Source organism: Saccharothrix sp. BKS2, from assembly GCF_047689505.1.
Taxonomy (GTDB): domain Bacteria; phylum Actinomycetota; class Actinomycetes; order Mycobacteriales; family Pseudonocardiaceae; genus Actinosynnema; species Actinosynnema lopnurensis.
Map to the genome: position 1 here is coordinate 76,364 of NZ_JAUQOL010000013.1, position 20,070 is coordinate 96,433.

Here is a 20,070-nt window from a genome sequence, read left to right on the forward strand (position 1 = left end):
GGGCGACCTCCGTTCTGAACCGCTCGAACGCGCGGACAACGAACGCCGTGGAGCTACAACCAGGGCGTGCCGCTGGCCGCGCTGACCGAGCTGCACCGCGCCACCGGCGACCAGGCGTACCTCGCGCGGGCGCGCACGCTGGCCAACGCCTCGACCACCAGTCCCGCGCTCAACCCGGGTGGGATCGTGTTCGACAACGGCGGCGGCGGTGACGTCCCGTCCTTCAAGGGCGCCTTCGTGCGCGGACTCGGCCAGCTGAACCGGGCGCTGCCGGACCGCCCGTACACCACCTACCTCACCCGGCAGGCGGACACGGCCCACGCGCGCGACCGGTCCAGCAGCGACTCCTACGACCAGCCGTGGGCCGGGCCGTTCCAGCGCAGCGACGCGGCGCGCCAGCACAGCGCGGTGGACCTGATGAACGCCGCCGGCTGACCGGTCCACCCTCGCCGGACGGACCACCGGCAGGCGCGGCCTCCCCCGCCGGCAGCGCCGGAGCAACCCCTGGCGCCACGACGACGAAGATCGTGCAGGCCAGGTGGTGCCGCCGGCGAGGCGGTGACCAGTCCCGCCGGCGCGGGGTGCTCGCGGATCGCACACGTCGGTGGTCGGCTCCAGGGCCGGCGGGGCCGTGCCGTCGTTGTGTCAGGTCAGCCGCCGCGTCCCCGTACCCGACGCGGTGAGGTCGGGTTCGATCTCCGCCCAAGTCACGACACCGCAGCAGGTGTTCGTCGTCGACCACGCCCCGGTGAGCCGGACGACCTCCGCCCCGGCCGCCAAGCGGTCCAGCACGTCCCGAACCGCCAACGCTCCTCCCCCTCGATTCCGCTGTCCGGACGACGCCGTCCCGGTCGAACCGGGACTAGCGTGCGAATCGGTTCAGATGGACATCTCGCAACGGAGCGAACCATGCCCAGATCCCTCCTGGTACCCCTCGCCCTGGCCGTCGTCCTGCCGCTGGTGACCGCGCCGGCCGCCGGGGCCGACGTGCTGATCACCGAGCTGCCGGGCCTGCCCGGCTACCCCACCCACCGCACGGTCGGCGTCAACGACCTCGGCCAGGTGATCGGCACCGCCTACGGCAACGGCCCGCCGCGCGGCGTGCACTGGACGCCCGGCGGCGCGGCCGTCGACGTCGGCGCCGGCAACCCGCGGGCGATCAACCAACGCGGCCAGGTGCTGATCGTCGAGGCCAAGAGCAGCACCGGCCCCTACGTCAACCAGCCGAGGATCTGGCAGGCGGGCGCGGTCGTCGACATCACCCCGCGCGGCGCGGGCTGGGTGGGCGCGGAGGTGATCAACGCCGCCGGCGAGGTGCCGATGACCTACTCCACCTCGTCCTCCGGCTACCACCAGGAGCGGGCCGCGGTGTGGCGCGGCGGGCGGCACGAGACCCTGCCGCTGTCGGAGCCGCACCTGTTCGTCGACGCGGTCAACGACGCGGGCGTGGTGGTCGGGTCGAAGTTGCCGATGTTCGCCGGCGACCGCTACGCGTTCCGCTGCGGGGGCACCACGTGCACGCGGCTGGCCACGACACCGGGCACGGACACGTACCAGCTGTCGGCGATCAACGAGGCCGGGGTGGTCGTGGGCAACAAGGACGGCCAGGCCCTGCGCTGGGAGGGCGACGCGGTGACCGTGCTGTCGCCCGACGGCCGGGTGGCGAACGGGCCGCAGGCGCTCAACGAGCGCGGTGACGTGGTCGGCGTGACGACGGACGCGAGCGGGGTGCGGCGGGCGACGCTGTGGCCGGGCGGCGGCAAGCCGGTCGTGCTGGACGTGCCCGGACCGGCCGAGGCGGTGGCCGTCAACGACCGGGGCGACGTGCTGGGCTGGTCGTCGGCGGACGACCCGGACGCGCCGCGCGCGTTCCTGTGGCGCGACGGCAAGCGCACCTGGCTCGGGTCGCTGGGCGGCGCGCACAGCCTGCCGGTGGCGCTGAACAACCGGGGGGTGGCGGTCGGTGAGAGCACCACGGCCGATGGCGTGCTCAAGGCCGTGAAGTGGACGGTGGCCGACGAGCGCCCCCTGCGCTGACGGGGTCCTGCGCTGACGGGGTCCTGCGCTGATCCGGTCCTGCGCTGACCGGGTCGTCCCCCGGGACCACCGGCGCCGGGTGGCCGACAATGTCGGGGTGGACTGCGACACCTGCCGCGAGGCCCTGTCCGCCCGCCTGGACGGCGAGGGGGAACCGGCGCCCGCCGCCGAGACCGACGCGCACCTGGCCGGGTGCGCGGCGTGCCGGGCCTGGGAAGGGGGCGCGGCGGCCGTGACCAGGTCGCTGCGGCTGCGCCCGGCGACGCCGACGCCGGACCTGGCGACCGCCGTGCTGGACGCCGCGCCGCCGCCCGTGCGCACCGAGGGCTGGTACGCGCGCGGCGGGCTGGCGGCCGTGGCGGTCGCGCAGCTGACCCTGGGGTTGTCCCAGCTGCTGGGGGCGGGGGCGGCCGCGGCGCGGGCGGCCGGGCACGGCGCCCACGGACCCGGCCCGGACCACCTGTTCAACGAGGGCACGGCGTGGAACCTGGCGCTGGGGGTGGGCCTGCTGTGGGCGGCGCTGAAGCCGCGGGCGGCGGGCGGGCTGCTGCCGGTGGTGGCGGCGTTCGTGGTGGTGCTGGGCGCGTTCTCGGCGTGGGACCTGGTGACCGGGCAGGCGACGGTGACGCGCGTGACCTCCCACGCGATCCTGGTGCTGGCCCTGGTGGCGCTGGTGGTGGTCCGGCGCGGTCACCGCGGTCCCGGGGGTGGTCTGCGGGCGGATACCGGGTCCGGGGCCGACCTCGACCCGGCCGACGATCCCGCCGACGAGCAGGCCGACGGCCCGGAGCAGGCCGACGGGACCCGCCCGGCGCGGCGCACGCGCCTGAGGCCGGTGAGCCGGCGCCGCGCGGCCTGACCGGCGCGGCTCACACCTGGAACCGGTAGCCCCGGCCGGGCCCGGTGAGCAGGTGGCGCGGCCGCGACGGTTCCGGTTCCAGCTTGCGCCGCAGCTGCGCCAGGTAGACGCGCAGGTAGTGGGTGGCCGAGGTGTAGGCGGGCCCCCAGACCCGCGCCATGAGGCTCTCCGGGTCGACCACCTCGCCGCCCGCCCGGACCAGGGTCTCCAGCAGGCCCCACTCGATCGGGGTCAGGCGCACCTCGCGGCCGTCGCGGACGATCTTCTTCGCGGTCAGGTCGACGGTGAACGACGCGGTGCGCACCGGCGGCTCCCCGGACGGCCGCCGGCCGGCGCGGCGCACCGCGGCCCGCAGCCTGGCCAGCAGCTCGTCCATGCCGAACGGCTTGGTGACGTAGTCGTCGGCGCCCGCGTCCAGCGCCCGCACCTTGTCCGCCGACCCCGGCCGCGCGGACAGCACGACGACCGGCACGGTGCTCGACCGGCGCAGCCGGGTGATCACCTCGACGCCGTCCACGTCGGGCAGCCCCAGGTCGAGCAGCACCAGGTCCACCCCCTCGGCCTCGCGCAGCGCCGAGGCCCCGTCGGTGGCGGTGCGCACCACGTAGCCGCGGGCGGTCAGGTTGATCCGCAGCACCCTCAGGACCTGCGGGTCGTCGTCCACCACCAGGACCGTGGTCACGCCACCACCGCCCGCGCGACCGGCAGGGAGATCACCACGGTCAGGCCGCCGCCCGGGGTGTCCTCGGCGGTGATCGTGCCGCCCATGGCGTCCACGAAGCCCTTGGCCACGCTCAGCCCGAGGCCGACGCCGGGGGTGGCGTCGCGGTCGCCGAGCCGCTGGAACGGCTCGAACACCGCCTCGGCCGTGTTCTTGGGCAGGCCCTGCCCGTGGTCGACCACGCGCAGCTCCACCCGGTCGCCGTAGGCGCTGGCCCGGACCGCGACCTCCGGTTCGTCCACCGCGATGGTGCCGTCGCCGTCCACGTCGACCACGCGGCGCGGGCTCAGCCTGCCGTGGCGCAGGGCGTTGTCCACCACGTTGGCCACCACGCGCTCCAGCAGGCCCACGTCGGCCAGCACGGGCGGCAGGTGCTCGGCCACGTCCAGCGACACCGCGGCGCGCTCGTCCACGCCCGCCAGCGCACGCGCCACGGCCTCGTCGTAGGTCACCGCCCGCAGCCGGGGCGCGACCGCCCCGGTGGCCAGCCGGGAGGAGTCCAGCAGGTTGTCGATGAGCCCGGTGAGCCGGTCGGCCGACACCTCCACGGTCTCCAGCAGGTCCGCGGTGTCCTGGGCGGACAGCCGCAGGTCGGGATCGCGCAGGCTGCCGATCGCGGCCTTGATGGACGTCAGCGGGGTGCGCAGGTCGTGGCCGACGGCCGAGAGCAGGGCGGTGCGCAGCTCGGTGGTCTCGGCCCGCCGCTGCGCCTGCGCGGTCTCGGCGGCCATCCGCTGCTGCCGCAGCGCCAGCAGCGCCTGCCCGGCCGCGGCCTCCAGGGCCCGCTGGTCGCTCGCGGGCAGCGCCCGCCCGCGCAGCGCCAGGTGCACGTCCGCGGTCACCGGCACGTCCACGTCGGCCTCGTCGGGTTCGTCGCACGGCCCCGGCCCCACGCACGCCACCCGCGCCCACGTCCCGCCGCGCCGCTCCAGCAGCGCCACCGACTCCAGCCCGAAGTTCTCCCGCACCTGCTCCAGCAGCCGCACCACCGGGAACGGGCTGGTCAGCACGGTGCGGGCGTAGGAGGCGAGCAGGGCGGCCTCGGTGCGGGCCCGCGCGCCCTGCTCGACCAGCCGGGCGGCCCGGTCCACCACCAGCGCGACCAGCACCGCGACCACCAGCATGGCCGCCAGCGTGACCAGGTTCTCCGTCGTGGCCACGGCCAGGCTGTGGTAGGGCGGGGTGAAGAAGAAGTTCAGCAGGCCCGCGCCGAACAGCGCCGCGACCACCGCCGGACCGAGCCCGCCGATCAGCGCGACCAGCACCGTGGCCAGGAAGAACCCGACCAGGTCGGTGGCGAAGGTCAGCGCGCGCCCGCCCAGCAGGCCCACGCCGGTCACCGCGAGCGGCAGCAGCACCGACAGCGCCCACCCCGCCAGCTGCCGGCGCCGGGACAGCGCCTTGCGGCCGGGCCGCCACCGCGGGCCGCGGCGCGCCTCCTCGTGGGTGACCATGTGCACGTCGATGGGCCCGGACTCCTGGATCACCGCCGAGCCGATGCCCTCCTCGAACACCCGCGCCAGCCGGGGCCGCCGGGACGTGCCCAGCACCAGCTGGGTCGCGTTGACGCCGCGCGCGAACTCCAGCAGGGCGGTCGGCACGTCGTCGCCGACCACGGTGTGGAAGGTCGCGCCCAGGTCCTCGGTGACCCGCCGGAACCCGGCCACCTGCCGCGGTGACGCGCCGGTCAGCCCGTCGCCGCGCAGGACGTGCACGACCAGCAGCTCCGCGCCGGCGCGCAGCGCGACGCGGCGGGCCCGGCGGATCAGCGTCTCGCTCTCCGGGCCGCCGCTGATCGCCGCCACGACCCGCTCGCGGGTCTCCCAGGTGTCGGTGATGCGCTGCTCCGAGCGGTACCGCTGGAGCGCCACGTCCACCTGGTCGGCCACCCACAGCAGGGCCAGCTCGCGCAGCGCGGTGAGGTTGGCCACCCGGAAGTAGTTGCCCAGCGCCGCGTCGATCCTGTGCGCGGCGTAGACGTTGCCGTGGGCGAGCCTGCGCCGCAGCGCCTCGGGGGTGAGGTCGACCAGCTCCACCTGCTCGGCGCGCCGCACCACCTCGTCGGGCACGGTCTCGCGCTGCGCCACGCCGGTGATGCGCTCGACCACGTCGTTGAGCGACTCCAGGTGCTGCACGTTGACCGTGGACAGCACGTCGATCCCGGCGTCGAGCAGCTCCTCGACGTCCTGCCAGCGCTTGGCGTTGCGCGAGCCCGGCGCGTTGGTGTGCGCGAGCTCGTCCACCACCGCGACCTCGGGCGCGCGGGCCAGCAGGGCGTCGAGGTCCAGCTCCGCCAGCTCCACGCCGCGGTGGCGCACGTGCGCGCGGGGCAGCTGCTCCAGGCCGTCGAGCAGCGCGGCGGTCCGCTCCCGGCCGTGCGTCTCGACCAGGCCGACGACCACGTCGGTGCCCCGGTCGCGGCGCCGGTGGGCCTCGCCGAGCACGGCGAAGGTCTTGCCCACACCGGGCGCCGCGCCGAGGTAGATCCGCAGCTCCCCGCGCTTGCGTTTGCCGTCCACCGGTTCAGTGTGCGCGTGCCCGGTCCACGGCGCGGTCGAGGGCCGGCACGTCCACCACGACCTCGGCGACCACCCCGCCCGCGGTGTGCTCGGCGACCAGGGCGCGCAGCCGGTCCTCGGCCAGGCCGGTCTCCCGGGCCACCCTCGGCACCTGGAGCTCGGCGTAGGCGGGGCTGATGTGCGGGTCCAGGCCGGAGGCCGACGCGGTGACCGCGTCCGGCGGCACCCGGTCCCCGGCCACGCCCTCCCGGGCGGCGACCTCGGCGCGGCGCGCGGCCACCACCGCGTCCTGCTCGGGGTTCAGCTCGCCCTTGTTCGAGCCGCCCGAGGCCGGGAGGGTCGCCGCGGACGGCCGGGTGCGGAACCAGCGGCCGCCCGTCCCGACCAGGGTGGTGTCGACGGCCTCGGCGTTGGCGCGCAGGCCGGGCACCCGGCTGACGCCCCACACCGCGGCCGGGTAGAGCACCCCGGCCAGCACCGTGAGCAGGAGCAGCACGCGCAGTCCCGCGAGCAGCTGTTTGACGAACGCGTGCACGAGGTCACCCGATCCCGGGGATGTGTCGGACGAGGAGGTCGATCAGCCAGATCCCGGCGAACGGCGTGACGACGCCGCCGAGGCCGTAGACCAGCAGGTTGCGGCGCAGCAGCGCGGCGGCGCCGGCCGGGCGGTAGCGCACGCCGCGCAGGGCGAGCGGCACCAGCGCCACGATCACCAGGGCGTTGAACACCACCGCCGACAGGATCGCCGACTGGGGCGAGGCCAGGCGCATGACGTTGAGCGCGTCGAGCTGGGGGTGGGCGGCGGCGAACATGGCGGGCAGCACGGCGAAGTACTTCGCCAGGTCGTTGGCCACGCTGAAGGTGGTCAGCGCGCCCCTGGTGATCAGCAGCTGCTTGCCGATCCCGACGATCTCGATCAGCTTGGTCGGGTCGGAGTCCAGGTCCACCAGGTTCCCGGCCTCCTTGGCCGCGGAGGTGCCGCTGTTCATCGCCACCCCGACGTCGGCCTGGGCCAGGGCGGGCGCGTCGTTGGTGCCGTCGCCGGTCATCGCGACCAGCCGACCGCCCTCCTGCTCCCGCCGGACCAGTGCCAGCTTGTCCTCGGGCGTGGCCTCGGCCAGGAAGTCGTCCACCCCGGCCTCGGTCGCGATGGCCCTCGCGGTCAGCGGGTTGTCGCCGGTCACCATGACCGTGCGGATGCCCATGGCGCGCAGCTCGGCGAACCGCTCCCCCATCCCCGGCTTGACCACGTCGGTCAGCCGGATCACGCCCAGCACCCGGTCGTCCTCGGCCACCACCAGCGGGGTGCCGCCCAGCGCGCTGATCTCGTCGACCACGGCGCGCGTGGGCCCGTCGACCGCGAACGCGCTCGCCGCGCCCTTGCGCAGCCGGTGGCCGCCGAGGTCGACGCCGCTGGTGCGGGTCCGCGCGGAGAACGGCACGGGCTCGCCCGCCCGCTCCCGCCCGGTCGGCTCCCCGGCCAGGCCGTAGCGCTCGGCGCACAGCTCGACGACGCTGCGGCCCTCGGGCGTGCCGTCCGCCAGGCTGGCCAGGCGCGCCACCCGGGCCAGCTCGGTCTCGGCGACGCCGGCCGCCGGGAGCAGGTCGGTGGCGCGCCGGTTGCCCGAGGTGATGGTGCCGGTCTTGTCCAGCAGCAGGGTGTCCACGTCCCCTGCCGCCTCGACCGCGCGCCCCGACGTGGCCAGCACGTTGCGCCGCACCAGCCGGTCCACGCCCGCGATGCCGATGGCCGACAGCAGCGCCCCGATCGTGGTCGGGATCAGGCACACCAGCAGCGCGGTCAGCACGACCACCGACTGCTCACCACCGGAGTGCACCGCGAACGGCTGCAACGCCACCACCGCGAGCAGGAACACCACCGTCAACGCCGACAGCAGGGTGGACAGCGCGATCTCGTTGGGCGTCTTCTGCCGCCGGGCACCCTCGACCAGCGCGATCACCCGGTCCACGAACGTGGCGCCGGGCTCGGTGGTGACGCGCACGACGATCCGGTCGGACAGCACGGTGGTGCCGCCGGTCACCGCCGACCGGTCGCCGCCGGACTCGCGCACCACCGGTGCGGACTCCCCGGTGATGGCCGACTCGTCGACCGAGGCGATGCCCTCGACCACGTCGCCGTCGCCGGGGACCACCTCGCCCGGCCCGACCACGACCAGGTCGCCGGGCCGCAGCTCGGAGCCGGGCACGGTGCGGCCGTCGAGCAGGCGCGCCACGGTGTCCCGGCGCGCCCTGCGCAGCGCCTCGGCCCGCGCCTTGCCGCGGCCCTCGGCCACCGCCTCCGCGCCGTTGGCGAACAGGACCGTGAGCCACAGCCACACCGCCACCGAGGCGGTGAACACGTCCGGATCGGCCACCGCGAACACCGTGACCAGCGCGGAGCCGACCCACACCACGAACATGACGGGGTTGCGCGCCTGCCGGCGCGGGTGGAGCTTGCGCACCGCGTCGGGCAGCGCGCTCGTGAGGGCGGTCATCGAAGGGCCTCCGCGACGGGACCGAGGGCGAGGGCGGGCACGAAGGTCAGCGCGGCGACCAGCACGACCGAGCCGCCGAGCAGGGTGGCGAACAGCGGGCCGGTGGTGGGCAGCGTGCCCGCCGTGACCGGGGCCCTGCGCTGCGCGGCCAGGGAGCCGGCCAGGGCCAGCACCGCGACGATCGGCGCGAACCGGCCCACCGCCATGCACACGCCCAGCGAAGCCTGGAACCAGTCGCCGGTCGCGGTGAGCCCGGCGAACGCGCTGCCGTTGTTGTTGGACGCCGAGGCGTAGGCGTAGAGGACCTCGGTCAGGCCGTGCTCGCCGGGGTTGCCCAACGCCGCCCTGGTCGAGGGCAGCACCGCGGCGACGCCCGCGCCGACCAGCAGCACCGAGGGCACCGCCAGCACCGACACCACCGCGGCGGTCACCTCCCGCCGGCCGAGCTTCTTGCCCAGGTACTCCGGCGTGCGGCCGACCATCAGGCCCGCCAGGAACAGGGCGATCACCGCCGTCACCAGGATGCCGTAGAGCCCGGTGCCCACCCCGCCCGGCGTCATCTCGCCGAACAGCACGTTGAGCAGCAGCGCGCCGCCGCCGAGCCCGGTGAAGCTGTCGTGCATGGCGTTGACCGCGCCGGTGGACGTGGCGGTGGTGGTGTTGGCGAACAGGGCGCTGCCCGGGATGCCGAACCGGAGTTCCTTGCCCTCCAGCGGGCGCAGGCCGTGCGCCTCCGCGACCCAGACCACGGCGAGCATCACCGTCCACAGCGCACCCATCACACCCAGCAGCACCCGGCCCTGCCGACGGTCACCGACCAGCGTGCCGAAGGTGCGGGTCAGGGAGACGGGGATGAGCAGGACCAGGAAGACCTGCACCAGGTTCGACACCCAGGTCGGGTTCTCGAACGGGTGGGCGGAGTTGGCGTTGAGCACCCCGCCCCCGTTGGTGCCCAACAACTTGATCGCCTCCTGGCTCGCGACCGGCGCGGTGGCCACGCCCTGACCGTCCACCACGACCCCGGCCCGGAAGCTCATCACCACGCCCGTGGCGACGAGCACGACCGCGAACACGGACGCCACCGGCAGCAGGACCCGCACCACGCCCCGGGTCAGGTCCACCCAGAAGTTGCCCAACCGGTCGGATCGGCTGCGGGTGAAGCCGCGCACCAGCGCGATCGCGACGGCCATCCCCGTCGCGGCGGACACGAAGTTCTGCACGGTCAGCCCGACCACCTGGACGGCGTGCCCCATGACCTGCTCCGGCACGTACGACTGCCAGTTGGTGTTGGTCACGAAGCTGATCGCGGTGTTGAACGCCGTGCCCGGCGGGACCGCGCCGCGGCCGAAGTTCCAGGGCAGGAGTTCCTGGGCGCGTTGCAGCACGTAGAGCAGGAGGGCGCCCGCGAAGGAGAACCCGAGCACGGACAGCGCGTAGGTGCCCCAGCGCTGCTCGGAGGCGGGGTCGACCCGGGCGAGCCGGTAGACCACCCGCTCCGCTCCCAGGTGCTCGTCGCTCGTGTAGACCCGGGCCAGGTAGTCGCCGAACGGCCGGTGGACCGCCGCCAGCGCCACGACGAGGACGGCGACCTGGATCAGCCCGGCGGTGGGCATCAGAACCTCTCCGGGCGGACGAGCGCGACGAACAGGTAGACCAGCAGCCCCAGCGCGAGCACGCCCGCCACGGCGTTCGCGACCACCCCGGTCCCGTTCACAGCCGCTCCAGCGCGCGCACGCCCAGCACCAGGAGCGCGAAGACCCCCACCAGCAACAGCACGTAGGCCAGGTCGGCCATCGACGTCCCTTTCCTCCCCGACCGCCCGGTTGGCGGTCGCGACGGGGAGGAGCGTGCACGGGGGCGAAGTGGACTTGAGGGTGCCTGACGGGTCCCTTACGTCCCCGAACGCGTCCTTTACGCGGTACTGATGCCGCGAGTGATCCCGCTGACGGCCCACCACCTCGGGCTCGTGCGGCCGGGGGGCCGTCGTCGCTCGCGCGGCGGTGAGGTGAGGCGCCGGGGGTCGGGGGGCGTGCCCCCGGCGCTGATCTTCTTATCGACGCACGCACCCGGCTTGAAACAAGCTCACGTCTCGTTCACCCGAACGAGTGAAGCCAGGCACGCGCACCCCGCTTACTTGCCCCTAAGGGAACTTACAGCTATCTTAGAGTTATCTACGGAATAGCTGGCACCAGGAGATGAGATGACCGTGAACTGGGTACCTTTCACTGCGACGGTGCCGGACTGGAGCGTCCCGATGATGGCGAAGCACGCGGCCCACTACGCGGCCCGAGCTACCGCCAAGCAGGCTGGGGAGCCCACGTCCCCCGAAGCCGTCATCGAGGCGTACAACGCGGGGAGCAGCGAGGACTGGCGGACGTTCCTGAAGGTGCTCGCCCACGAGTCGCTCGCCGCCAAGGGCGGCTGGGTGGGGTGGAAGCCGCTCTGCGACGCGATCGGCATCGACCGCCGGAAGGGCGCGGGCATGCTCGGCGCGGCGCAGAAGCGGCTCAACGGCCGGATGCCGTTCGAGCGCGAGCAGCTGGGCGACAACTACCGCTTCCGCATGTCCGGCGACGTGGCCGACACGATCATCGCGCTGGCGACCGGAAACAGCGGTGGCGGGTCGTCGGACAGCACCGAGCAGCCGTAGCCCCTCACTGCTGGTAGGGCAAATCCTCCAGCACGTTCCCTGCGACGTCGAACGTCACCACGCGTTCGGTCACCGGTACCCGTTCACGCGGCGCGAGGAGCCCGGGGTCGGCGATCACCACGCTGCCACCCGCGATCACGGCGGGCAGGTCGGGCGCGCCCTCCCGGCGCAGCACCACCGAGGCGACCTCTCGCCTCACCAGGCCGACCAGGGCCACCCGGTGGCTCCGGTTGTCGACGAACCCGTGGTACACCCTGGTCACCGCGACCGTCTCCCCCACCACGGCGAAGTCCCGCACCGGCCCGCGCCGGGGACCGAAGTCGATCACGAAGGGCTCCCGTCCGGTCAGGTGCCACAGCAGCAGGTCGCGGTAGTGGCCCAGCTGGACGGACTCGGTGTCGTTGAGCACGGCGTGCGCGCCGGGTGCCCAGCACTCCGGATCGACCACCGGACGCACGTCCACCCGAGCCAGCGCCGGCGCCAGACGACGCCCCGCCGGTGAATCCCGGTCCCCCGACACCCCGGGGCGGTCGACCACTCCTCCGGCACGGGCACGACCGCGTTCTCCCCGTCGACGCGCAGCAGCACGCCCCGCTCGTCGACGGCGAAGGCGTTGGGCACGATGAAGACCCCCGGCCAGGATCGCCCCCTCCCGGGCGTACCGGCCGGACAACCGCTCCACCGACACGGACGTCGTCTTCGGCGGCACCACCCCGGCCAGCGTTCCGGTCGCGGTGTGGAAGGCCGGCGCGGGCGCCTCGACGGCCACCGGTGGGGACACCGTCGTGGGCGTCAGCTCGGCGAACACCGGACCGCGAGGGGTGGCGAAGACGACTACTCGCACTCCCACGTGTTGCCCGGTGAGCACGGGCCGCCAGGTCCGCGCGGGCGGGTGCGCGGCGGTCGCGACGCGCACGCACCGCGCCACGTCGTCGTCCTCGGCCCACTCGCGCGGTTGTCGACGGTCAGCGCGCCCTCGTCGGGCTCGGCGGCGAGGCCGTCCAGGTGCCGGCGCAGTCGCGGCCGGCTGGGAAACCGTGGTGCCGGGCGACCGCCAGTCGGGCGGAGGCCGGGGTGAAGCCCTCGACGGGCGGACCCGGGGCGCTCCCCGGCACCCACCGGCCAAAGTGCACACCCGCCTCCCGGAATCCCCGTGGTCCTGACGCCCTCCTCACCCCGTCCGGTTCACGACGAGCCAATCCATCGCCTCCCCGCACGCGCGGAGCACGGAGACGTGCCCGTCGTCGGGCCGGGACCACAGCTCCGCCCGAGGCAGCCGCCGGTGCAGCCAGTCCGCGTGCGAGGGCGGCACGACCCGGTCCTGCCCGCCCTGCACGAGCAGCACGGGCGCGGCGACCGAGGCCGGCTCGAACCCCCAGGGCGAGGTGAACGCCACGTCGTCGTCGACCAGCCCGCCACTCCCGGCCTGACCGGCCCGCTGGGCGTCCGCGCCCAGGCTTTCCCACTCCCCGCCCAGCACACCCCAGTCGGCAGGGGTGAAAGCGGCCGGGTCGAACTCGTCGACCTCCGCGAACCGCTCCCTCGCCGCACGTCCGTCCAGCGCCGCCCTCAACCCGCCGGGCGACACCATCCCCGCGAACCAGTCGAACTCGTCGGTCAACGGCGCGATCCCGGCCAGGCAGACCACCGAGCCGACCCGCTCGGGCAACACCGCGGCGCAGGCGATGGCGTGCGGACCGCCCCCGGACGCACCCATCACCGCGAACCGCTCGACCCCGAACGCGTCGGCGACCCGCCCGACGTCCACCCCCGCCGACGCCACGTCCCGCCCGGGAACCCGATCGGAACCGCCGTAACCGGGCCGCCCGTAGGACAGCAACCGGATCCCCCGCTCGGCCGCCGCCACGAGCAACGGCTCCAGCAGCGCCCCGGTCTGCGGCGACCCGTGGTGCCAGACCACGGTCCCGACCGCGCCGCCGAGCCCGCTGTCGTAGGCCCGGAGCACCCGGCCGTCGCCCGAGGGCACGTCCTGGCAGGAGATCATCCGCTCACGCTACCGCCGCACACCGACAACCCGTGGCGGTCAGGTCGCCGCAACGCCTCCGCCGCGGCGCGCAGCCGGGTCCTCGGGGGTCGAGAGCAGATCGGCAGCCTCGTCCAGGCGTGTCACCGGCCGGTCCCCCTTCGGGTGAGGGTCACCCGTCCGAAGATTGAGCTTCCACCCCCGCACAGGGCTCCTGTGGGACCGTCATCACCTCTGGGAGTTCCGGGCAGCACGTACGCCCGCAGACCTTTGGAGGACGTCGATGCCCTGGACGTACGATCCGGAATGGATCCTTCGAAAAACGAAGGAGATGTTCAACCAACCTGTCCTGGCCTATTACTTCGGACAGGCGGCCGCCATGCGAGGGGGCGGTTACGAGAACTGGTCCGTCATGACCTACCTGCTCTACCTCCAGGGCATCAACGGCGACTTCTGGTACAAGCGCGAGTACCCGATGGCGAACCGCTACGTGGACCTGGCGATCAACGCCGGGGGGACCATCGACCCCAGCAAGGACTCGCCGCTCATCCTGACCGAGTGGAAGGTCAGCCGCGACTACGAGAAGCTGATGTACGGCTGCGCCGACGACATCGACAAGATCCAGGAACTGTCGCCGTACTTCGAGGAGTACCCGTGCCCGTACGTCTTCGGCATCGGGCCGGCCACAGCCGGTGATCCGCACTTCTACTTCGGGAAGTACGCGGTTCCCGGCACCGGTCTGGCGTTCTACTACTCGACCGGCTCGACCTGGGCGTCGAAGGGGATCTACAACTCGACCTGGTACCGGTACAAGTACGGCCCGATCCGGTCGACGGCTCCGCAGGAGGCCGGTTCGGCGTAGCCACCGCGTTCGGGCCGAGGCCAGGACCACCATCCCGGAGAAGGCCGACCGGATCGCCAACCGACTCCACCTCGGCCCGCCTTCCCGGCCGAGACCGCCTGAGCACCCGGACACGACCGGGTCGGAGGACTACGAGCGCGGCCCGCGCCCGACCGCGTCGCCCTCCAAACCACGAACCGTGGTCACGGCGGTGAGCCCCGAGAAGGTCATGACCGGCGCCAGCAACGGCGTGGCGACCAGTTCGATGCGGCCGGCGTGGGCGAACAGGACGTTGATGCCGGCGCTGTCGAGGTACTCGCACCCGGTGAGGTCGACCACGAGCCGTCCCGGGACGTCGTCCAGGGCGGCGGCGAGCGCGGCGGAGAAGGCGTCGGTGTTGCTCATGTCGATCTCGCCGACGGCCTTGAGGACCGCGGTGCCGTCGGGGCCCCGGCCGGGCGTGAGGGTGAGCGGGGTGGGGGTCATCAGGGGATCCTCAGGTGCATGTCGACGGTGGTGCCGACCGGGCCGGGGGTGATGGTGACCTGCTGCATCATCGCGCGCATCAGGGCGACCCCGCGCCCGCGGTGCGCGTTGAGCTCGGGCTGGGGTGTTTTCCAGTGTCCGGTGTCGATCACCGTCAGGTACAGGTCGCCGACCAGTGCTCGCGCCCGCAGCCGGACCACGTCGGGGACCGTGCCGCGGTACCCGTGCTCGATGGCGTTGGCGCAGGCTTCCCCGGCGGCCACCAGGACGCTCTGCATGGCCTGCGGGGGCAGCCCGCACTGCTCCAGCCAGCCGCGCAGGGTCTTGCGGACCGGGGCGAGCTGGGCCGACTCGGCGGGGAAGGTCAGCTCCAGCGGGGCGGGGTGGCGGTAGAGCAGCAGGGCCACGTCGTCGTCGTAGCCGCCCGTCGGGGCCAACCGGTCCATCACCCTGGTGGCGAGGTCGTCGAGGGCGGTGTCGCGGCCGTCCTGGACGGCTTCGCCCGCCTGGTCGATGCCCTCGGTCAGCGGGCGACGGCGGCGCTCGACGAGGCCGTCGGTGTACATCAGCAGCGTGGCGCGGGGCGGCAGGGTGCACTCCGCCTCGGGGCGCTGCGCGCCGGGCCGCACGGCGAGGGGGGTCGAGCCTGCCTGGTCGAGCAGGCGGGTGCTGCCGTCGGGGTGGGCCAGGATGGCGGGCGGGTGCCCGGCGCTGGAGTAGGTCAGGTGGCCGGTCTCCGGATCGAGGACGCCGCAGAACACGGTGGTGCACAGCGCGCCGGGGAGGCTCGCGGCGAAGTGGTCCAGGGCCATGAGGGCCCGAGCCGGACTCGTCTGCTGGAGGAGCAGGGCGCGGCAGGCGCTGCGCAGCTGCCCCATGACGGCGGCGGCCTTCAGGCCGCGGCCGACGCAGTCGCCGACGACGATGCCGATGCGGCCGTCGGGCAGGGCGACGGTGTCGTACCAGTCGCCGCCGATCTCCAGCGGTCGCGCCGCGGGTTCGTAGCGGACGGCGAAGCCGTCGGGCAGCCGGGAGGGGCCGAGGACGGCGCGCTGGAGCGCCAGGGCGGTCTCGCGCTGCTGGTCGATCTGGTGCGCGCGGGTCAGGCCCTGGGCGAGGTGCCCGGCCAACAGCGACAGCAGCAGCTCGTCCTGGTCGGTGAAGGGGCGGCGCTCGTCGAGGTCCAGCCAGAGCACCATGAGGCCCTCGGGGTGCTCCAGGGTGACGCCGGTGCCCGCGATGCCGTGGGCGGTCGGGCTCAGCGCGGGGCGCTCGCGCAGCGCGGTGAGGCCCTCGCGCTCCCGGTCGGACAGGTCTTCCCAGGACAGGGCGGGGTCGGTGGTGGTCAACACCGGTTTGTCCCGGTCGGCGAAGACGGCGGCCATGACGCACCGGGCGCGCCACAGGTCCTTGAGCTCCAGCAGGGCTCCGGACAGGGCCTCCGGCAGGCTGGACGCCGCGGACAGGCGCATGCTCAGCACCGCCAGGGCGGTGTCGCGCTGGATGGCGTAGTGCTCCGCGGTGACGTCGCGGAAGGTGCCCACGACCACGGTGCGCCCGGTGTCGGGGTCCTGCGCCGGGTTGAACATGACGCTGACCCACAGCAGGTGACCGTCCCGGTGGGTCACGGGGATGGTGTAGCCGCCCCGGGTGCGGTCGAGCAGGCCGGAGAAGGCGTCGGCGACCTGCCGGTGGCCCTCGGGGTCGGCCTCGGCGTCGGGCCACCAGGGGTGGACGGGCCGGTAGGGCAGGCCGTCGGGGCCGTAGCCGAGGATGTCGGTGAACGCGGAGTTGATCTCCACGACGGCGCCGTCCTCGTCGCAGACGAAGAACGCCTCCTGGAGGGAGTCGATCAGCGCGGTGCGCCAGCGGGCGTGGTGGTTGCGCAGCCGGGACAGCTCCACGTTCGCCCGCACCCTGGCCAGCAGCTCGGCCGCCGCGAAGGGCTTGACCAGGTAGTCGTCGGCGCCGGCCTGGAGGCCCTCGATGGACGCCTCCTGCCCGGCGCGGGCGGACAGCAGCAGCACCGGCACCGCCGCGGTGCGCGGGTCGGTGCGCAGGGCGGCCACCAGCGCCAGGCCGTCCAGGCGGGGCATCATCACGTCGCTGACGACCATGTCCGGGGTCAGGGCGCGGGCCGCTTCCAGGGCTTCCGCGCCGTCGGTGGCGGTGTGGACCTCGTAGCCGGCGCCCCTCAGCAGCCGGGCGAGGTACTCGCGCATGTCGGCGTTGTCGTCGGCGACCAGCACCGTCGCGGGCACCGCGGGGCCGGTCGCGGCGTCCGGGTCCGAGGACTTGACGTCCGTGACCGCCGCGCCACCCCGGTCGGCGGGCAGCCAGCGCAGGGCCTCCTGCACGTAGGGGTCGGCCGTGACCGACACCGCGGTGGCGTTCGCGGCGGGCGCGACGGCGTCGGCGGGCAGGTGGGCGGAGCCGAACGGCAGGCTGATGGTGAAGCGGGTGCCCGCGCCCTCGGTGCTGTCGGCGGTGATGGTGCCGCCGTGCAGGCCCACCAGTTCCCGCACCAGCGCGAGACCGATGCCGCTGCCCTCGTTGGAGCGGGAGCGGGCGTTGTCGATGCGGTGGAAGCGCTCGAACAGCCGCGGCATCTCCTCGGTCGGCACGCCGATGCCGGTGTCGGCGACGGTGACGACCGCCTCGCCGTCGCCGGCCAGCACGGAGACCCGGATCGAGCCCTCGAAGGTGAACTTCAGGGCGTTGCTGAGCAGGTTGAGGACGACCTTCTCCCACATGCCCCGGTCGAGGAACACCGGTTCGGGCAGTGGCGGGCAGTCGACCTCGAAGACCAGGCCCGCCTTGTCGATCGCCGAGCGGAACACGCTGGCCAGCTCGGCGGTGACGGCGGCCAGGTCGACGGGTGCGTAGCCGGCCCGCATCCGGCCGGCCTCGATGCGGGAGAAGTCCAGCAGGGTGTTGACCAGCTTGCCCAGCCGCAGCCCGTTGCGGTGCACGATCTCCAGTTCCCCGCTCGCACCCGGGTCGGTGCGCGCCAGCCGGTCCCGCAGCTCCGCCACCGGCCCCATGATGAGGGTGAGGGGGGTGCGGAACTCGTGGCTGATGTTGGAGAAGAACGCGGTCTTGGCGCGGTCCAGCTCGGCCAGCTCCTCGGCCCGCCGCTGCTGGGCCTGGTAGCTGCGCGCGCTCGCGATGCCCGCCGCGACGTGCCCGGCGGCCAGGTCGACGAACCCGCGGTAGCCCTCGTCCAGCGGCCGGTAGCGGTTCAGCCCGGCCACCACGAACCCGTAGGGCGCGCCGCCCTGCTGTTGCAGCGGCACCGCCAGCGCGCGGGTGGGCGCTTCCGCCCAGTCGCCGGTGGGCAGCCCCGCGAACGCGGGTCCGTCCAGCTCGACCAGCACGGACTCCCCGCAGGCCAGGGCCGCCACGGGCCACACGGCGCCCAGGTCTTCGGTGGACAGCGTCGCGGGGGCGGCCGGGGACGCCAGGTCGACGCCGGTCGCGCCCGCCAGCTCGGCGGAGCCGTCGTCGGCGAACAGGTAGGTCAGCGTGAAGGGCAGGTCGCGCCGGTTGCGGTCGAGCTGGCGGCGGGCGAAGGCGAGCGTCTCCTGCTCGGTGCGCACCACGCTGGGGTCCGAGCCGAGGTCGCGCAGCGTCGCCATCCGGCGCTCGCCGATGACCCGCTCGGTCTCCTCGCTGACCACGCACAGCATGCCGACCACCGTGCCGGCGTCGTCGCGCAGCGGGCTGTAGGAGAACGTGTGGTAGCTCTCCTCCGGGTAGCCGGAGCGCTCCAGGAACAGCAGCAGCGCCTCGTCCCAGGTCGCCCGCCCGGTGGCCAGCACCGTGTCGATGCGCGGGCCGATGTCGCCCCAGATCTCCGCCCAGACCTCACCGGCCGGGCGGCCCAGCGCCCACGGGTACTTGCGCCCCAGCGTGTCGCGCCGGTAGGCGTCGTTGCAGAAGAACGTCAGCTCCGGGCCCCACGCCATCCACATGGAGAACCGGGAGGACAGCAGGATGCTCACCGCCGTGCGCAGGCTCTGCGGCCAGCCCTCCGGGGGGCCCAGCGGGGTCCTCGTCCAGTCCACCGCGGCGAGGTCCGGCCCGACCTCGGCGTCGACGGCGAACACGTCGGCCACCGCCGTCGGCCCGTGCCGGGCGTCGTCGGAACGCGTCACCGCACACCCCTTCGTCCACGCCGACCACACCCGGAGCCGACGCCCTGGCACTCGTGGCCGCACAACTCCCACCACCGCAGCCCGGTGAGGTGGTCCGTAGGATAGGTCAGCCTCCCCTGGCCCGCGCACGCCCGTGCCGGACCGCGGGGCGCAGCCCGACCCCGCCGCACAGGAGCCCCGGTGACCGACCAGACCCTTACCGTCACCCTCGACCCCCGCTCGACGGCGCCCACCGTCCTGCGGATCGCCGGCGAACTCGACCACCACACCACCCCCCGGGTGCGCGAGGTGCTCGACACGGTCCCCCTCGGCCCCGACGCCGGTCTGGTCATCGACCTGACCGACCTCGCCTACTGCGACTCCACCGGCATCACCGTGCTCATCACCGCCTACCAGCGAGCCCAGGCCGCCGGCAGCCCCTTCGGCCTCGCCGGGCTCAGCCGCGAGCTGACGCGCGTCTTCCAGATCATCGGGTTGGACAAGGTCTTCCCGTTCCACCCCACCGTCGACGCGGCGATCGACGCCCAGCGGCCGTAACGCCCGCCCGGGGTGCCGAAGACGGGCACACCCGACCCCGTAGTCACTCACCGCTGCCGGGTTGCCGCGATCCGGTACTGTCGGTAACTGCCCTGTTCACCTCACGTGTTCCGCGCGGGCGGCGGGCGTGCGTCGCGCAGGCCCGGTGCCGCCCGCTCCCGGCGGAGCGTTCACCGAAGAGGATTCGAAGCGAGGACAAAGGAGTCCGCTCGAATGAAGTCACCCCTGTTACCCCGGCTCGGCCGGGCCGTCGCCGCGTCGTTCGCGGTCGCCGCGACCACCCTCACCCTCACCGGCGGCGCGAGCGCCGACCCCGCCGCGGCGTCGGTGGCCTTCAAGGCCGAGCACACCGGCCGCTGCCTCAGCAGCTACACCGCGGGCCAACTGGCCTGGCGCAACGCGGAGCCGGACCCGTCGCCCTCGCCGGTGACCGCGGTCAAGGTCACCGGCGAGGTGGCGCTGCGCAACACCACCCCGTGCGCCCCGCCCACCCGCACCGTCGCGGTGGCCGTGTTCACCGCCTACAACGGCCGCACCGCCGTCGACACCGAACGCCAGAGCACCACCGGCGCGACCAAGTTCGAGTTCGTGCTCTCCGTCCCGCTCGTCCCGACGCCGACCCCGGTGCCCATCGACCGCGTCACCGTCCAGGTCTGCCACACCGCCATCACCCCCGTCCCCGAACCAGGTCCCCTCACCTGCGGTGACATCTCCACCTACCTGATCTGAGCGGACCACCGGAACGGGCGTGCGGGAGCCGGTGGTCCTCCTCCGGTCACCCGCA

17 protein-coding genes and 1 pseudogene are annotated in these 20,070 nt (G+C 74.1%); 7 read left to right on the forward strand and 11 right to left on the reverse strand.

The annotated features are described in order from the left end of the window. Positions 1–48: 48 nt before the first annotated feature. Positions 49–435: pseudogene (locus Q5530_RS26705) on the forward strand (glycoside hydrolase family 76 protein); the annotation flags it as partial. Between the two features lie 210 nt (positions 436–645). Here Q5530_RS26705 and Q5530_RS26710 read toward each other — a convergent pair. Continuing rightward, the gene (locus tag Q5530_RS26710; protein WP_415365519.1) at positions 646–807 is read right to left on the reverse strand and encodes a hypothetical protein; all 162 of its coding nucleotides are present in this window, start codon (positions 805–807) and stop codon (positions 646–648) included. A gap of 102 nt (positions 808–909) precedes the next feature. Here Q5530_RS26710 and Q5530_RS26715 point away from each other — a divergent pair, with 102 nt between their 5' ends. Together Q5530_RS26715 and Q5530_RS26720 are read left to right on the forward strand one after the other, a co-directional pair. Next, positions 910–2,037 carry a hypothetical protein gene (locus tag Q5530_RS26715; protein WP_415365520.1) on the forward strand — a complete coding sequence of 376 codons (1,128 nt, stop codon included), beginning with the start codon at positions 910–912 and terminating at the stop codon, positions 2,035–2,037. Between the two features lie 79 nt (positions 2,038–2,116). Continuing rightward, positions 2,117–2,896 carry a zf-HC2 domain-containing protein gene (locus Q5530_RS26720; protein ID WP_415365521.1) on the forward strand — a complete coding sequence of 260 codons (780 nt, stop codon included), beginning with the start codon at positions 2,117–2,119 and terminating at the stop codon, positions 2,894–2,896. 10 nt (positions 2,897–2,906) lie between these two features. Here Q5530_RS26720 and Q5530_RS26725 read toward each other — a convergent pair whose 3' ends face one another. Genes Q5530_RS26725 through kdpF form a run of 6 tightly spaced genes read right to left on the reverse strand, consistent with a single transcriptional unit; the run spans position 2,907 to position 10,345 of the window. After that, on the reverse strand, positions 2,907–3,578 hold the full coding sequence (locus Q5530_RS26725) for a response regulator (protein ID WP_415365522.1): 672 nt from the start codon (positions 3,576–3,578) through the stop codon (positions 2,907–2,909). Then, complete coding sequence (locus Q5530_RS26730) at positions 3,575–6,136, reverse strand: DUF4118 domain-containing protein (RefSeq protein WP_415365524.1); 2,562 nt, start codon at positions 6,134–6,136, stop codon at positions 3,575–3,577. Before Q5530_RS26730 ends, Q5530_RS26725 begins: the two co-directional genes overlap by 4 nt. A 4-nt stretch (positions 6,137–6,140) precedes the next feature. Further along, positions 6,141–6,671, reverse strand: a complete 531-nt coding sequence (locus tag Q5530_RS26735) for a potassium-transporting ATPase subunit C (protein WP_415365525.1) — start codon at positions 6,669–6,671, stop codon at positions 6,141–6,143. 4 nt (positions 6,672–6,675) lie between these two features. Further along, positions 6,676–8,631 carry a potassium-transporting ATPase subunit KdpB gene (gene kdpB / locus Q5530_RS26740; protein WP_415365526.1) on the reverse strand — a complete coding sequence of 652 codons (1,956 nt, stop codon included), beginning with the start codon at positions 8,629–8,631 and terminating at the stop codon, positions 6,676–6,678. Beyond that, on the reverse strand, positions 8,628–10,244 hold the full coding sequence (gene kdpA, locus Q5530_RS26745) for a potassium-transporting ATPase subunit KdpA (RefSeq protein ID WP_415365527.1): 1,617 nt from the start codon (positions 10,242–10,244) through the stop codon (positions 8,628–8,630). The genes kdpB and kdpA overlap by 4 nt, the downstream gene beginning before the upstream one ends. Continuing rightward, complete coding sequence (gene kdpF / locus Q5530_RS26750; RefSeq protein WP_380631693.1) at positions 10,244–10,345, reverse strand: K(+)-transporting ATPase subunit F; 102 nt, start codon at positions 10,343–10,345, stop codon at positions 10,244–10,246. Before kdpF ends, kdpA begins: the two co-directional genes overlap by 1 nt. A 543-nt stretch (positions 10,346–10,888) precedes the next feature. Here kdpF and Q5530_RS26755 point away from each other — a divergent pair. After that, on the forward strand, positions 10,889–11,281 hold the full coding sequence (locus Q5530_RS26755) for a hypothetical protein (protein ID WP_415365528.1): 393 nt from the start codon (positions 10,889–10,891) through the stop codon (positions 11,279–11,281). Between the two features lie 4 nt (positions 11,282–11,285). Here Q5530_RS26755 and Q5530_RS26760 read toward each other — a convergent pair whose 3' ends face one another. Both Q5530_RS26760 and Q5530_RS26765 read right to left on the reverse strand, forming a co-directional pair. Beyond that, positions 11,286–11,729 carry a hypothetical protein gene (locus tag Q5530_RS26760; protein ID WP_415365529.1) on the reverse strand — a complete coding sequence of 148 codons (444 nt, stop codon included), beginning with the start codon at positions 11,727–11,729 and terminating at the stop codon, positions 11,286–11,288. 723 nt (positions 11,730–12,452) lie between these two features. Further along, complete coding sequence (locus tag Q5530_RS26765) at positions 12,453–13,286, reverse strand: alpha/beta fold hydrolase (protein WP_415365530.1); 834 nt, start codon at positions 13,284–13,286, stop codon at positions 12,453–12,455. 310 nt (positions 13,287–13,596) lie between these two features. On the opposite strand from Q5530_RS26765, the gene Q5530_RS26770 reads away from it, so the two are divergent. Continuing rightward, positions 13,597–14,127, forward strand: a complete 531-nt coding sequence (locus tag Q5530_RS26770) for a hypothetical protein (protein WP_415365531.1) — start codon at positions 13,597–13,599, stop codon at positions 14,125–14,127. 129 nt (positions 14,128–14,256) lie between these two features. On the opposite strand, the gene Q5530_RS26775 is transcribed toward Q5530_RS26770, so the two are convergent. Beyond that, a complete protein-coding gene (locus Q5530_RS26775; RefSeq protein WP_415365532.1) occupies positions 14,257–14,592 on the reverse strand; it encodes an STAS domain-containing protein in 336 nt (111 codons plus the stop codon). Next, positions 14,592–18,749, reverse strand: coding sequence for a SpoIIE family protein phosphatase (locus Q5530_RS26780; protein ID WP_415365533.1), 4,158 nt, complete (start codon positions 18,747–18,749; stop codon positions 14,592–14,594). The genes Q5530_RS26775 and Q5530_RS26780 overlap by 1 nt, the downstream gene beginning before the upstream one ends. A 180-nt stretch (positions 18,750–18,929) precedes the next feature. Here Q5530_RS26780 and Q5530_RS26785 point away from each other — a divergent pair, with 180 nt between their 5' ends. Together Q5530_RS26785 and Q5530_RS26790 are read left to right on the forward strand one after the other, a co-directional pair. Then, complete coding sequence (locus Q5530_RS26785) at positions 18,930–19,286, forward strand: STAS domain-containing protein (RefSeq protein ID WP_415365534.1); 357 nt, start codon at positions 18,930–18,932, stop codon at positions 19,284–19,286. A gap of 213 nt (positions 19,287–19,499) precedes the next feature. After that, on the forward strand, positions 19,500–20,015 hold the full coding sequence (locus Q5530_RS26790; protein WP_415365535.1) for a hypothetical protein: 516 nt from the start codon (positions 19,500–19,502) through the stop codon (positions 20,013–20,015). Positions 20,016–20,070 lie beyond the last annotated feature (55 nt).

Bases quoted from the DNA above. Each gene is read 5' to 3' on its own strand.
- kdpA (WP_415365527.1), bottom strand. From the start codon at position 10,244: ATGCCCACCGCCGGGCTGATCCAGGTCGCCGTCCTCGTCGTGGCGCTG.
- Q5530_RS26770 (WP_415365531.1), top strand. From the start codon at position 13,597: ATGTTCAACCAACCTGTCCTGGCCTATTACTTCGGACAGGCGGCCGCC.
- Q5530_RS26790 (WP_415365535.1), top strand. From the start codon at position 19,500: ATGAAGTCACCCCTGTTACCCCGGCTCGGCCGGGCCGTCGCCGCGTCG.
- kdpB (WP_415365526.1), bottom strand. From the start codon at position 8,631: ATGACCGCCCTCACGAGCGCGCTGCCCGACGCGGTGCGCAAGCTCCAC.
- Q5530_RS26765 (WP_415365530.1), bottom strand. From the start codon at position 13,286: ATGATCTCCTGCCAGGACGTGCCCTCGGGCGACGGCCGGGTGCTCCGG.
- Q5530_RS26775 (WP_415365532.1), bottom strand. From the start codon at position 14,592: ATGACCCCCACCCCGCTCACCCTCACGCCCGGCCGGGGCCCCGACGGC.
- Q5530_RS26715 (WP_415365520.1), top strand. From the start codon at position 910: ATGCCCAGATCCCTCCTGGTACCCCTCGCCCTGGCCGTCGTCCTGCCG.
- Q5530_RS26755 (WP_415365528.1), top strand. From the start codon at position 10,889: ATGGCGAAGCACGCGGCCCACTACGCGGCCCGAGCTACCGCCAAGCAG.